Origin of the sequence: Pseudomonas sp. ERMR1:02 (genome assembly GCF_002277815.1) — a bacterium.
Lineage (GTDB): Bacteria > Pseudomonadota > Gammaproteobacteria > Pseudomonadales > Pseudomonadaceae > Aquipseudomonas.
Genome location: NZ_NKJI01000004.1, coordinates 186,020 through 198,558, shown reverse-complemented (window position 1 = coordinate 198,558; position 12,539 = coordinate 186,020). Strand labels below are relative to the sequence as shown.

General features: G+C 57.7%; 13 protein-coding genes. 9 read left to right on the top strand and 4 right to left on the bottom strand.

The genetic code is table 11. The annotated features are described in order from the left end of the window. Positions 1-100 precede the first annotated feature (100 nt). Positions 101-2,539 (top strand): Lon protease family protein, encoded by a 2,439-nt coding sequence (locus tag CES87_RS09555; RefSeq protein ID WP_128605943.1) that lies wholly within the window; start codon positions 101-103, stop codon positions 2,537-2,539. Positions 2,540-2,848: 309 nt separating this feature from the next. Beyond that, the gene (locus CES87_RS09550) at positions 2,849-3,190 is read left to right on the top strand and encodes a hypothetical protein (RefSeq protein ID WP_128605942.1); all 342 of its coding nucleotides are present in this window, start codon (positions 2,849-2,851) and stop codon (positions 3,188-3,190) included. Positions 3,191-3,196: 6 nt separating this feature from the next. Here the strand turns inward: CES87_RS09550 and CES87_RS09545 are convergent, their stop codons facing one another. After that, complete coding sequence (locus CES87_RS09545) at positions 3,197-5,026, bottom strand: hypothetical protein (RefSeq protein ID WP_128605941.1); 1,830 nt, start codon at positions 5,024-5,026, stop codon at positions 3,197-3,199. 158 nt (positions 5,027-5,184) lie between these two features. On the opposite strand from CES87_RS09545, the gene CES87_RS09540 reads away from it, so the two are divergent. The 3 genes from CES87_RS09540 (at position 5,185) to CES87_RS09530 (ending at position 6,927) form a co-directional block, all read left to right on the top strand. Beyond that, positions 5,185-5,673: a TIGR00645 family protein gene (locus CES87_RS09540; RefSeq protein ID WP_128605940.1), complete on the top strand. Its 489-nt coding sequence runs from the start codon at positions 5,185-5,187 to the stop codon at positions 5,671-5,673. A 207-nt stretch (positions 5,674-5,880) separates the two neighbouring features. Beyond that, on the top strand, positions 5,881-6,189 hold the full coding sequence (locus tag CES87_RS09535) for a DUF6482 family protein (protein WP_128605939.1): 309 nt from the start codon (positions 5,881-5,883) through the stop codon (positions 6,187-6,189). A 120-nt stretch (positions 6,190-6,309) separates the two neighbouring features. Then, positions 6,310-6,927 (top strand): FKBP-type peptidyl-prolyl cis-trans isomerase, encoded by a 618-nt coding sequence (locus tag CES87_RS09530; RefSeq protein WP_128605938.1) that lies wholly within the window; start codon positions 6,310-6,312, stop codon positions 6,925-6,927. Between the two features lie 125 nt (positions 6,928-7,052). Here the strand turns inward: CES87_RS09530 and CES87_RS09525 are convergent, their stop codons facing one another. The 3 genes from CES87_RS09525 to CES87_RS09515 form a co-directional block, all read right to left on the bottom strand. Continuing rightward, complete coding sequence (locus CES87_RS09525) at positions 7,053-7,310, bottom strand: hypothetical protein (protein ID WP_128605937.1); 258 nt, start codon at positions 7,308-7,310, stop codon at positions 7,053-7,055. Between the two features lie 205 nt (positions 7,311-7,515). Continuing rightward, on the bottom strand, positions 7,516-7,857 hold the full coding sequence (locus tag CES87_RS09520; RefSeq protein WP_128605936.1) for a zinc ribbon domain-containing protein YjdM: 342 nt from the start codon (positions 7,855-7,857) through the stop codon (positions 7,516-7,518). Positions 7,858-8,038: 181 nt separating this feature from the next. Continuing rightward, a complete protein-coding gene (locus tag CES87_RS09515; protein WP_128605935.1) occupies positions 8,039-9,007 on the bottom strand; it encodes a polyprenyl synthetase family protein in 969 nt (322 codons plus the stop codon). A 240-nt stretch (positions 9,008-9,247) separates the two neighbouring features. Here CES87_RS09515 and rplU point away from each other — a divergent pair, with 240 nt between their 5' ends. The 4 genes from rplU (at position 9,248) to proB (ending at position 12,532) form a co-directional block, all read left to right on the top strand. After that, a complete protein-coding gene (gene rplU, locus CES87_RS09510) occupies positions 9,248-9,562 on the top strand; it encodes a 50S ribosomal protein L21 (protein ID WP_003176051.1) in 315 nt (104 codons plus the stop codon). 34 nt (positions 9,563-9,596) lie between these two features. Next, positions 9,597-9,872 carry a 50S ribosomal protein L27 gene (gene rpmA, locus CES87_RS09505; protein WP_003215862.1) on the top strand — a complete coding sequence of 92 codons (276 nt, stop codon included), beginning with the start codon at positions 9,597-9,599 and terminating at the stop codon, positions 9,870-9,872. Positions 9,873-10,066: 194 nt separating this feature from the next. After that, entirely contained in the window at positions 10,067-11,290 is a 1,224-nt protein-coding gene (gene cgtA / locus CES87_RS09500) for an Obg family GTPase CgtA (RefSeq protein WP_128605934.1), read from the top strand. 123 nt (positions 11,291-11,413) lie between these two features. Next, positions 11,414-12,532 (top strand): glutamate 5-kinase, encoded by a 1,119-nt coding sequence (proB, locus tag CES87_RS09495; protein ID WP_077047080.1) that lies wholly within the window; start codon positions 11,414-11,416, stop codon positions 12,530-12,532. Positions 12,533-12,539: the final 7 nt, after the last annotated feature.

Sequence of the window (12,539 nt, the reverse complement as noted above, 5' to 3'; positions counted from 1 at the left end):
TCGACTTGTCTATGCTTTGGCCTGAGGCGCTCCTTGCCAGTCAGGCATGGGCAGCGCCAGAATGCCGCTATCTGCCCCGCCTGATTGTTAAGGAAGCCCGATGCCTGATCCTGTTGCTGCCAGCTTGCGTCTAGCGCCCGAAGCGCTGACCCGTCCGTTTTCCGCTGAACAGTTCAGCTTCTCTACCACCAATGATCTGGAGCCCTTTCGCGGTGTGCTTGGCCAGGAACGCGCGGTTGAAGCCTTGCAGTTCGGTGTGGCCATGCCACGCCCCGGTTACAACGTTTTCGTCATGGGCGAGCCCGGCACCGGCCGGTTTTCGTTCGTCAAACGCTACCTGAAAGCCGAAGGCAAGCGCCTGCAGACCCCGGCGGACTGGGTCTACGTTAATAATTTCGATGAGCCGCGCGAGCCGCGCGCATTAGAGTTGCCATCGGGCACCGCCGGTGCCTTTATCGGTGACATCAACGGATTGATCGACAACCTGCTGGCAACCTTTCCAGCAGTGTTCGAACACCCGTCCTACCAGCAGAAAAAAAGCGCTATCGACCGTGCGTTCAATCAGCGCTACGACAAGGCACTGGACATAATCGAGCGTTTGGCCCTGGAGAAAGACGTCGCGCTCTACCGCGACAGCAGCAATATCGCTTTCACTCCGATGCTCGAGGGCAAGGCGCTGGATGAGGCAGAATTCGCCCAGTTGCCGGAAGCCGAGCGCGATCGCTTCCACGAGGACATTTCCAACCTCGAAGAGCGCCTGAACGAAGAACTCGCCAGCCTGCCACAGTGGAAGCGCGAGTCGAGCAATCAGATGCGCCACCTCAACGAAGAAACCATCACCCTGGCCTTGCAGCCATTACTGTCGCCTTTGTCGGAGAAATACGCCGAGAACGCGGCGGTCTGTGGTTACCTGCAAGCCATGCAGGTGTACCTGCTCAAAACCGTGGTCGAGCAACTGGTTGACGACAGCAAGACCGACGCCGTCGCCCGCAAACTGCTGGAAGAACAGTACGCGCCGAGCCTGGTGGTCGGTCATTCGGCCAGTGGCGGTGCACCGGTCGTGTTCGAACCTCACCCGACCTACGAAAACCTGTTTGGCCGCATCGAATACAGTACCGATCAAGGTGCGCTGTACACCACCTATCGACAGCTGCGACCGGGAGCGCTGCACCGGGCCAACGGTGGTTTCCTGATCCTTGAAGCGGACAAAATGCTCAGCGAGCCGTTTGTGTGGGACGCGCTGAAACGTGCCCTGCAATCGCGCAAGCTGAAAATGGAATCGCCACTCGGCGATATGGGCCGTTTCGCCACTATGACCCTGACGCCGCAACATATTCCGCTGCAGGTTAAAGTCGTCATCATCGGTTCCCGTTCGCTCTACTACACGCTGCAAGACCTCGATCCGGACTTCCAGGAGATGTTCCGCGTCCTGGTGGATTTCGACGAAGACATCCCGATGGTCGACGAGAGCCTGGAGCAGTTCGCCCAGTTGCTGAAAACCCGTACCTCGGAGGAAGGCATGGCGCCGTTGACCGCCGATGCCGTGGCGCGACTGGCGACGTACAGCGCGCGTCTGGCCGAGCATCAGGGGCGATTGTCGGCGCGGATCGGTGATCTGTTCCAACTGGTCAGCGAGGCGGACTTCATTCGTCATCTGGCCGCAGACGAAATGACCGACGCCGGTCACATCGAGCGGGCGCTCAAGGCTAAGGCCACCCGCACCGGACGCGTGTCGGCGCGGATTCTCGATGACATGCTGGCGGGGATCATTCTGATCGATACCGCTGGCGCAGCCGTCGGCAAGTGCAACGGGTTAACGGTCCTGGAAGTCGGCGACTCGGCCTTCGGTGTGCCGGCGCGGATTTCCGCCACGGTATACCCGGGCGGCAGCGGCATCGTCGACATCGAGCGTGAGGTCAACCTCGGTCAACCGATCCACTCCAAAGGCGTGATGATCCTCACCGGTTATCTGGGCAGCCGCTACGCCCAGGAGTTCCCGTTGGCGATTTCGGCGAGTATCGCCCTGGAGCAATCCTACGGTTATGTGGATGGCGACAGTGCGTCCCTGGGCGAGGCGTGCACCCTGATTTCGGCCCTGTCGAAAACCCCGCTCAAGCAGTGCTTTGCCATCACCGGTTCGATCAACCAGTTCGGTGAAGTGCAGGCGGTGGGCGGGGTCAACGAGAAGATCGAAGGGTTCTTCCGTCTCTGCGAGGCCCGCGGTCTGACCGGCGAGCAGGGAGCGATCATTCCACACGCCAACGTGGCCACGCTGATGCTCGATGAGAAAGTGCTGGCCGCGGTGCGCGCGGGGCAGTTCCATGTCTACGCGGTACGCCAGGCCGACGAGGCGCTGAGTCTGTTGGTTGGCGAACCGGCGGGCGAACCGGATGAGAATGGCGAGTTTCCGGAAGGCAGTGTCAACGCGCGGGTGGTGGAGCGCTTGCGGGTCATTGCGGAAATGATCAGCGAAGAAGATCTGAAAGAGGCCGAGAAAGAGCTGGCAGTCGAAGCACTGGTGGAGGCCAAGCCTGCATAACACGCCATCAACCCTGTAGGAGCGAAGCTTGCTCGCGAAGACGTAGTGCCAGTCGACATTATTATCGCCTGACACGCCGCCTTCGCGAGCAAGCTTCGCTCCTACAGGTTTTTGGGGGGAGTCGAAATTCAGAAGTGCCATCACTCTGGCGTCAATATTCACACAATGACCATTCGGCGCCTTCTGGTCTGACCTGACGTACTGGTCAAACTTTTCTTCTATTATCAGCTCAGGGATATCGACAGTATCACTGGATCGAGACAGCCTTCCCGTGGAGGCTGAATACCGGATCTACCGAGGGTCGCCGCCATGTCGCGCAACCTCTGCCTCACCCGTCAATGTCTGGGTCTTGTGACTCGTATCGAATGCGCCATCAAGCCATTGGCTGGCGATACGGGCATGTGGACCTTGCTCTTCGCCGCCGGAATGGCCGGCGAGCAACCTTCAGCCATCAAAGCCCAAGGCCCGTTTCATGGCCCTTTCGTTGCTGAGTCCATCCTCGACACCATTGTTGAAAGCCTGACCCTGCACGGCTACGAACTGGCCGACGATCCGCAAATCTGGTGCCTGCATCTGCAAGCCCAGCTGCGGGAAATCAATGGAGGCCGTTGCCGCAACGTCGGTAGCTTCGAGTTCCGGCCCGAACATTGACCCGCACTATTGGGCCAGTTTTGACGTGTCAGCCTTGTCGAGTTTGACCTCGTAACCATATTGCACGGTGGCGAGGTCGGTTCGCTGATAGGTTTCCAGGCGCGTGGGTTGCCCGTAGAAGTAATGCACGGCAAATAGCGGCGGGCCTTCCGGGCTTGCGTCATGGTTGACCGCAAGAATTTCCTTGAGGTAGTTGCCGCTGTCGTCCTTGGCGAAAAAACGCCAGTCCTGATCCGGAAAGATTTTCTGATCCACCACCAGTGCATTGCCTTTGAGCTCAAGCCCCTTCGGCAACTGGTGGGCGTCGAGGGTCTTTTTGTCGACAGTGGCCAAAAACAGCGGCATGGAGCCCACCACATAAGCCGGAGTTTCGGGGAACAGGTTCAAGTCGTAAGTGATTGAGCCGCGCAGGGGATCGACCTGATACGCCTCCGGTGGCAGTTCTATCGGCTCATCACGTTTGCCACTGCTGTCCTCGGTGAAGAAACTGACCGGGTTTTCGCCAGGATTGAAAGAGGTGCCGAGCAGTTCATCATTGAAGCTTCTGAGGTGACTGAACTCGATTCGCGCAGCGCTCGGGTCCTCCACCGATTGGCTGATCCTGACACCCTTTTTCAGTTGTTCCTCGGTCAGCGTCGCACCCTTGAGCCAGCTCGGCGCCTGGTCGTCATACACCACCACAGGCAAATTCAGGGGCTCAATAGTCTTTCGCGTGGTATGGCGGTCGAAGCGACGGACCGGCAGGTTCAGATCCTTGCGGGTCACCATGACGGTTGAAAAATCCAGCAGGCTGACTTCGAGGGTTTCGATCGGGCCGTTGAAATACACCTTCGAATAACGGTGGGATTGCTGCTTCTCGAATGTGCGCTGTTCTTCATCGATTTGCTTTTCGAACGCGTCGCTCCAGCTCTTCTGTTGCTGCATTTTCACCAACTGCTGCTGGTAAAAGGCAATCTGCGCAGCGGTTTCGTTGATCGAGCCGGAGCGCGAGAGAAATTGCCCGGTGGCGTCCCTGGCCTGGACGATGAGCGGGTTAAGTGACGTTTCCCCGATCTCCGGGGCCTGTGGCGCACTGTTATTGAATTCGAGTTCGGCGTAGTTATTGGTCAGTTTCAGCAGCGTGACGCTGAGGTTGTCATTGGTACGCGTCTGGCCAACATCCTTTTTCGTCAGGTCGAAGCTGTAGATCCGGCTTGGTGCAATGACTTCCACCTTGCCTAGCAGGCTGACCGGCTGCGGCTGCTTCTTGATATCGATATCGAGGCCCTCGATGAACGGATAGGTCACGGTCAGGTCATCGGGGTTGGTCAGGTTGGAGCTCGAGGGGCTCAACTGAATGCCGGGATCGGTTTCAGACCATTCCGGCTGGAAGGCAATGACACGTTTGTTGCTCAGGGTGACTGACTGCCACTCCAGGCCATGGGGAAAGAGAAACGTGGCCGCAATGCTGAAGCTGAAAGGAAACACCGGCTGCAGGTCGGTCAGGTAGTCGGAGCTGGAATCTTTATGCAACACGAACAGGCCGTTGATGTAGGTGTCGACCAGGGCCTGCGGTGTGGGGTAGTGCTTGAGGACGGCGAGGGCATCTTCACCGTATTCGGTCACCACCGGTTTGCTGTCGAGCTTGAGTTGCGCGCGTTCGAGTAGCAACAGCGAGCCGCCGAGCTCGGCCACGGCATCCTTGAGTTTCGGGTCGGCAATGGCATCCAGCGATTTTTCGAACTGCGCCGTCTTTTCCTCAAGGCTGACCTCGCGCTTCTCGTCGCTGGGCGAGCAGCCACTGAGCAACAGTACCAGGCAGATTACGGCACTGGTTAAAGGCAAACGCAGATCCATTTCCAGTCTTCCTGTCCGATATCACTGAGCTGTCAATGGTTTGGACACTAGCAGAAAAACTTTGACACACACGCGCAGGTGGCGGATTTCCCGATGGTTTCTGGGCGCAACAGGCGGCTGTTATACTCGCGCCCATTTTCAAACACGTGTGAGATTCAATGGAACGCTTTATCGAAAACACAATGTACGCCTCCCGCTGGCTGCTGGCGCCAATCTACTTCGGCCTGTCCCTTGGGCTGCTGGCCTTGGCGCTGAAATTCTTCCAGGAAGTCTTCCACGTCATCCCAAACGTCTTTTCGATGGCTGAATCTGATCTGATCCTGGTGCTGCTGTCGTTGATCGACATGGCGCTGGTAGGCGGCTTGCTGGTGATGGTGATGATATCCGGCTACGAAAACTTCGTTTCCCAGCTGGACATCGATGACAGCAAGGAAAAACTCAACTGGCTGGGCACCATGGACTCGTCTTCCCTGAAGATGAAGGTCGCGGCTTCCATCGTGGCGATTTCTTCCATCCATTTGCTGCGCATCTTCATGGACGCCAAGAACGTCGATCCCGAGCATTTGCAGTGGTACGTGATCATTCACATGACGTTCGTGGTGTCGGCATTCGCCATGGGCTATCTGGATAAATTAACCAAGCACTGATTTACCCTCCCTCTGTATGAGCTAGGCTTGCCCGCGAAGGCGGTGTTACAGGCACACCTATGTTGTCTGACACAGCCTCTTCGCGGGCAAGCCTCGCTCCTACAGCGGATTGTGAAACAGACGAGCGGCATGATTTGTGGCTTGTACTTTGATGCGTCGAGGCATATGCCTGTAAAGGTATGACTCGCCACTGCACGAGGTGCGCTCATGAACCTGCAAGAGTTGAATGCTTATGCCGTCGCCGGGAAGGTCGATGAGCTGAATCTGATCTCGATGGAAGGCGGGATCTACCTGCTGGAGGCACGGATGCATGGCGCAGCCTATCCTTTGAGCGATACACACGGTCACATGATGCACCTGCGCTCGGTGGAGCATGCCCGTGATGTGCTGCGCTCCTTTCCCAAGCTGAACTTCAACCTTGTGCACACCCTGGTGCATGACGAGATGTGCGGGCTCGGTGGCATTGAAGAAAATCTGAAGGTGCCAATCGACCTTCGTTCCACGCGACAGGGCTGACACCCTCATCAACACGATGGCATCTGTGCTAGTCTGCTGGCCCTTTTGGTTCCGGGCGCACCGGGACGCGCTGTGCACGCACGGCAAGTTCCCGGGCCGTCCACACAGCGGAGCAGTGTCATGTCCGAAGTAAATCTGTCCACCGACGAAACCCGCGTCAGCTACGGTATCGGCCGTCAGCTGGGCGACCAACTGCGCGACAACCCGCCACCGGGCGTTAGCCTGGACGCGATCCTGGCAGGTCTGACTGACGCCTTCGCAGGCAAGGAAAGCCGTGTGGGTCAGGAAGAAATGTCCGCCAGCTTCAAGGTGATCCGCGAAATCATGCAAGCCGAAGCTGCAGCCAAGGCTGAAGTGGCCGCTGGCGAAGGCTTGGCCTTCCTGGCTGAAAACGCCAAGCGTGACGGCATCACCACCCTGGCTTCCGGTCTGCAGTTCGAAGTACTGACTGCTGGTGAAGGCGCCAAGCCATCCCGTGAAGACACCGTGCGTACCCACTACCACGGCACCCTGATCGACGGCACTGTGTTCGACAGCTCCTACGATCGTGGCCAGCCTGCAGAATTCCCGGTCGGTGGCGTAATCGCCGGCTGGACCGAAGCCCTGCAACTGATGAATGCCGGCAGCAAATGGCGCCTGTACGTGCCGAGCGAACTGGCTTACGGCGCTCAAGGCGTTGGCAGCATTGCGCCGCACAGCGTACTGGTGTTCGAAGTCGAACTGCTCGACGTTCTGTAAGCTTTTGATCTTGTAGGAGCTAGCTTGCTCGCGATGAACCCAAGGACACCGCGTTCATTCAGAATGCACGCGTTATCGTTGACGTTCTTCGCGAGCAAGCTCGCTCCTACAGGGTTTTGTGTTTCTCATACTTCGATCTTGTGATGCAGTTCGGTTGTCGGGCGCAATGCCCGGGCATAGCAGAACAGGAACAGATTTCTCACCACCTCCTTGAGCACCACCGGCTCGCTGGAACTCAAACCATTGAGGTCCAGGTCACCTTGATCCTGCAACTCGCTCAAGGCTTCTTCTTCAAGCACCGCACAGACTTCCCCGGTTTCCCGATGCAGGATCCTCAGGTAAGGGTGTGGACGGTCCAGCCAGGCATCGATCAAATAAGTCATGTCTCATCTCCATTGATTGGTTATCAATGAGAATAATTCGTATTCATCAAATAGCAAGGGTCTATTGGCCGATTGCGGCTTTTTGCGGGTAAAGATTGAGTAAGGTCAAGGCTGGGGCGTTTGGCTATTGCGAGGATTTGTTGGGTGAGGCGGGAGGAGGGCGAGCCTCCATCCCACGCAGGGCGTGGGATGGAATACGGCGTTATCAGACTTTTCTGACGAACTCGGATTTGAGTTTCATAGGGCCGATGCCGTCGATCTTACAGTCGATGTCATGATCGCCGTCGCACAGACGGATGTTCTTGACCTTGGTGCCGACCTTGACCACCAGGGAAGTGCCTTTGACCTTGAGGTCCTTGATCACGGTGATGGTATCGCCGTCCTGCAGGACGTTGCCGACCGAATCCTTTTTCACCGCGTCATCGGACACCGCTTGGGTTTCGCCGCTGGCGGACCATTCGTGGGCGCACTCGGGGCAGATCAGCTGGGCGCCGTCTTCATAGGTGTATTCGCAATTGCATTTCGGGCAGGGTGGCAACGTGCTCACTAAGGCTCCTTGGATTCAGGATCGCTAAAAAGCGCACATTATATAGGGTTTTTCCAGGGAGGAACTAATCCTGTAGGAGCGAGCATGCTTGCGATGGAGGCTAACGATTGCGCGGGATACCTGAATGCCCGCGTTATCGTTAACGACCATCGCGAGCATGCTCGCTCCTACAGGAAAGCGTTTAGTGCGTGCGGGCTACCGCAAACTCGCTCAATTCGACCAGCGCATCGCGATATTCGCTGGCGGGCAGCGCTTCGAGGCACTTGATCGCACGCGCTACGTAATCGCGGGCCAATTTTGCGGTGTAGTCCAGCGAGCCCGAGGCTTCCACGGCTGCACGGATGCTTTCCAGATCTTCGATTCCGCCTTTCTGGATCGCCTTGCGCACCAAGGCTGCCTGTTCCGGCGTGCCTTCGCGCATGGTGTAGATCAGCGGGAGGGTCGGTTTGCCTTCGGCCAGATCGTCACCGACGTTCTTGCCCAGGGTTTCAGCGTCGCCTTTGTAGTCCAGCAGGTCGTCGACCAGTTGGAAAGCCACGCCCAGGTGATCGCCGAAGGTGCGCAGCGCTTCGCTCTGCTCAGGCGTTGCACCGGCCAGGGCCGCAGCGCTGTGGGTCGAGGCTTCGAAGAGCATCGCGGTCTTGCCGCGGATGACTTCCATGTAGGTTTCTTCGGTGGTGCTGGCGTCACGGACCTTCGACAACTGCAACACTTCGCCTTCGGCGATGATGCGCGTAGCTTGCGAAAGGATCTTCATCACCGGCATGGAGCCCAGTTCGACCATCATTTCGAAGGAGCGCGAATACAGGAAATCTCCCACCAGCACACTTGGCGCATTGCCCCACATGGCGTTGGCGGTCGAGCGGCCGCGGCGCATACCGGACATATCGACCACGTCGTCATGCAACAGGGTCGCGGTGTGCAGAAATTCGATGGTCGCGGCCAGCAGGCGCATGTCATCGCCTTCGCGGCCCAGAGCCTTGCCACACAGCAACACTAATAAAGGTCGAAGGCGTTTGCCGCCGGCCGAAGTGATGTAGTCGCCGATTTTGGAAACCAGCGGCACTCGGGAAGTCAGCTGCTTCTTGATGATGCCGTCGACGGCGCTAAAATCGTCCGCCACCGCGCGGTAGAAAGCTTGGGGTTGCATCAGCGACAGTCGCTCCAGAAGGGTTGCGCGGCATGCTAGGACCCACGTTCGGGCCTGTCAAGGCGCGATGGACGGCCTATTGCAAGGCGCTCGTGCCTTGCGTACAATCGCGCACCCTGAACTTCCTGGGCAGCACCTGCCTTACGCAATTGCAAACGGGCCTTCCAGCCCAATGCAGCCATGCCAGCCAATACCTCTTCTTATAAAGAGCTGGGTGAGCAGGATTATCGGAGAAATACCATGTCTTATGCAGTAATCGTTACTGGCGGCAAGCAATACAAGGTCGCCCCGGGTGAATACCTGAAGATCGAAAAACTGGAAATCGCTACCGGCGAATCCGTTACTTTTGATCGCGTTCTGTTGGTTGCCAATGGCGACGACGTGAATATCGGCGCTCCAGTTGTTGCCGGCGCTACCGTTGTGGCTGAAGTGATCTCCCAAGGTCGTCACGATAAAGTCCGCATCATCAAGTTCCGTCGTCGTAAGCACCACATGAAGCGTATGGGCCACCGCCAGTGGTACACCGAGATCAAAATCACCGGTATTCAGGCTTAATTTCAGCCTAATTCCTCACTAGGAGAATTGACTCATGGCACACAAAAAAGCTGGTGGTAGTACCCGTAACGGTCGCGACTCAGAAGCCAAACGCCTTGGCGTGAAGATGTATGGCGGCCAGGTTATCATTCCGGGCAACATCATCGTGCGTCAGCGCGGCACCCAATTCCACGCCGGTTACGGTGTTGGCATGGGTAAAGATCACACTCTGTTCGCTAAAATCGACGGCGTGATCAAGTTCGAAGTAAAAGGCGCTTTCAATCGCCGTTACGTGAGCATTGTCCCGAAGACTGAAGTCGTCGCGGCATAATTACGTAGATGCTGGAAAAGCCCTGTCTCGCGACGGGGCTTTTTCGTTTGTGGGGTGAGTCTCTTGCAAAACTGTTTGTATGGGCTGCCGGCGCTGGTTTTTGCGGTCGTTGATTGAGGTCGCTGCGCTCATTTTTGCAAGAGTCTTATGTCTTGGTTTTTTCGGCTCGTCCGTATGGCGAGAGGCGTTTTGTTATGAAGTTTGTTGATGAAGTATCGATTCGAGTAAAGGCTGGCGACGGCGGTAACGGTTGCATGAGTTTCCGTCGCGAAAAATTCATCGAAAACGGTGGTCCGAACGGTGGTGATGGCGGTGATGGTGGCTCGGTCTACATGATCGCCGACGAAAACCTCAACACCCTGGTGGACTACCGTTACACCCGTCACTTCGATGCTGAGCGTGGCTCCAACGGCGGCAGCACCGACTGCACCGGCAAGAAAGGTGAAGAGTTGGTGCTGCGTGTGCCGGTTGGCACCACGGTGATCGACTCCGCGACTCAAGAAGTGATCGGTGACCTGACCAAGGCTGGCCAGAAATTGTTGGTTGCTCATGGCGGCTGGCACGGTCTGGGTAATACCCGTTTCAAATCCAGTACCAATCGGGCGCCACGCCAGACTACGCCGGGCAAGCCGGGCGAGCAGCGTGACCTCAAGCTGGAAATGAAAGTGCTGGCAGACGTGGGTCTGCTGGGATTGCCAAACGCTGGCAAAAGTACCTTTATCCGTTCGGTATCCGCCGCCAAGCCGAAAGTCGCCGACTATCCGTTCACCACGCTGGTGCCAAACCTGGGCGTGGTCAGCGTCGATCGTTGGAAAAGCTTCGTGGTTGCGGACATTCCGGGTCTGATCGAAGGCGCTTCCGATGGTGCAGGTCTGGGGATTCGCTTCCTCAAGCACTTGTCGCGTACGCGTCTGCTGCTGCACCTCGTCGACATGGCGCCACTGGATGAAACCAGTGCTCCGGATGCTGCAGAGGTCATCGTCAACGAGCTGACCAAGTTCAGCCCGTCCTTGGCGGAGCGTGATCGCTGGCTGATCCTGAACAAATGTGATCAGATCCTTGATGAAGAGCACGATGCTCGCGTCAAGGAAATCGTTGATCGTCTGGAGTGGACGGGTCCGGTTTACGTGATCTCGGCCATCGCCAAGCAGAACACCGAGCGTCTGTGTCACGACATCATGCGTTACCTGGAAGATCGTGCTGATCGTCTGGCTAACGACCCGGCCTACAAAGAAGAGTTGGCCGAGCTCGATCAGCGCATCGAAGATGAAGCCCGTGCCCAGCTGCAGGCGTTGGATGATCAGCGTGCCCTGCGTCGCAGCGGCGTGAAGTCGGTCCACGACATCGGTGACGATGATTGGGATGAAGAAGATGTGGATGACGAAGATGGTCCGGAAATCATTTACGTGCGTGACTGATTCGTTGCGATAAACTTAAGCGCCGCTCAATCGAGCGGCGTTTTAGTATCTGGAAATCGTTAGTCACGAATAACGTCACGGGCAGCGTTGTGTCGCGCTGCCCTCAAGCTAAGGTTGAAGATGATGCGGAGCAAGGTGACAGGTGCGCAGCGTTGGGTCGTGAAAATCGGCAGCGCTTTGCTGACGGCGGACGGCAAGGGTCTGGATCGCGCGGCAATGGGTGTCTGGGTAGAGCAGATGGTGGCCTTGCATGAGGCGGGTGTCGAGCTGGTGCTGGTGTCCTCCGGGGCGGTGGCGGCAGGTATGAGCCGTCTGGGCTGGACCTCGCGACCCAGTGCGATGCATGAACTCCAGGCCGCGGCTGCAATCGGTCAGATGGGGTTGGTGCAGGCCTGGGAGTCGAGCTTTGCTGAGCATGGCCGGCACACCGCGCAGATTCTGCTGACCCACGATGATCTGTCCGACCGCAAGCGCTACTTGAACGCCCGCAGTACCTTGCGCGCTCTGGTCGAGCTGAAGGTTATTCCGGTGATCAACGAGAACGACACCGTGGTCACCGACGAAATCCGTTTCGGCGACAACGATACGCTGGCGGCGCTGGTGGCCAATCTGGTCGAGGCGGACTTGCTGGTGATCCTGACGGATCGCGATGGCATGTTTGACGCCGATCCGCGCAACAATCCGGATGCTCAGCTGATTTACGAGGCGCGCGCCGATGATCCGGCGCTTGATGCGGTGGCGGGCGGTACCGGTGGTGCGCTGGGGCGCGGTGGCATGCAGACCAAATTGCGCGCTGCGCGTCTGGCGGCGCGTTCCGGCGCGCATACGATCATCGTCGGTGGGCGCCTTGAGCGCGTACTGGATCGCCTGAAGGCGGGTGAGCGCATCGGCACCTTGCTTTCGCCAGAGCGCGGCATGTTGGCGGCGCGCAAGCAGTGGCTGGCTGGGCATTTGCAAACCCGTGGCACGTTGGTGCTGGATGCGGGTGCAGTGACGGCGTTGTCCCAGGGCAACAAGAGTTTGCTGCCCGTGGGTGTGAAATTGGTCCAGGGCAGCTTTCGTCGTGGCGAGATGGTAGTTTGCGTGGCGCCGGACGGTCGAGAGATCGCTCGTGGCCTGGCCAACTACAGTGCGCTGGAGGCACAAAAAATCATCGGTCAGTCGTCTGATGCGATTGTCGGTTTGTTGGGTTACATGGCTGAGCCGGAACTGGTTCATCGCGATAACCTGATCCTGGTCTGAAGGAATA

Bases quoted from the DNA above. Each gene is read 5' to 3' on its own strand.
- CES87_RS09555 (WP_128605943.1), top strand. From the start codon at position 101: ATGCCTGATCCTGTTGCTGCCAGCTTGCGTCTAGCGCCCGAAGCGCTG.
- CES87_RS09550 (WP_128605942.1), top strand. From the start codon at position 2,849: ATGTCGCGCAACCTCTGCCTCACCCGTCAATGTCTGGGTCTTGTGACT.
- CES87_RS09545 (WP_128605941.1), bottom strand. From the start codon at position 5,026: ATGGATCTGCGTTTGCCTTTAACCAGTGCCGTAATCTGCCTGGTACTG.
- CES87_RS09540 (WP_128605940.1), top strand. From the start codon at position 5,185: ATGGAACGCTTTATCGAAAACACAATGTACGCCTCCCGCTGGCTGCTG.
- CES87_RS09535 (WP_128605939.1), top strand. From the start codon at position 5,881: ATGAACCTGCAAGAGTTGAATGCTTATGCCGTCGCCGGGAAGGTCGAT.
- CES87_RS09530 (WP_128605938.1), top strand. From the start codon at position 6,310: ATGTCCGAAGTAAATCTGTCCACCGACGAAACCCGCGTCAGCTACGGT.
- CES87_RS09525 (WP_128605937.1), bottom strand. From the start codon at position 7,310: ATGACTTATTTGATCGATGCCTGGCTGGACCGTCCACACCCTTACCTG.
- CES87_RS09515 (WP_128605935.1), bottom strand. From the start codon at position 9,007: ATGCAACCCCAAGCTTTCTACCGCGCGGTGGCGGACGATTTTAGCGCC.
- rplU (WP_003176051.1), top strand. From the start codon at position 9,248: ATGTCTTATGCAGTAATCGTTACTGGCGGCAAGCAATACAAGGTCGCC.
- rpmA (WP_003215862.1), top strand. From the start codon at position 9,597: ATGGCACACAAAAAAGCTGGTGGTAGTACCCGTAACGGTCGCGACTCA.
- cgtA (WP_128605934.1), top strand. From the start codon at position 10,067: ATGAAGTTTGTTGATGAAGTATCGATTCGAGTAAAGGCTGGCGACGGC.
- proB (WP_077047080.1), top strand. From the start codon at position 11,414: ATGCGGAGCAAGGTGACAGGTGCGCAGCGTTGGGTCGTGAAAATCGGC.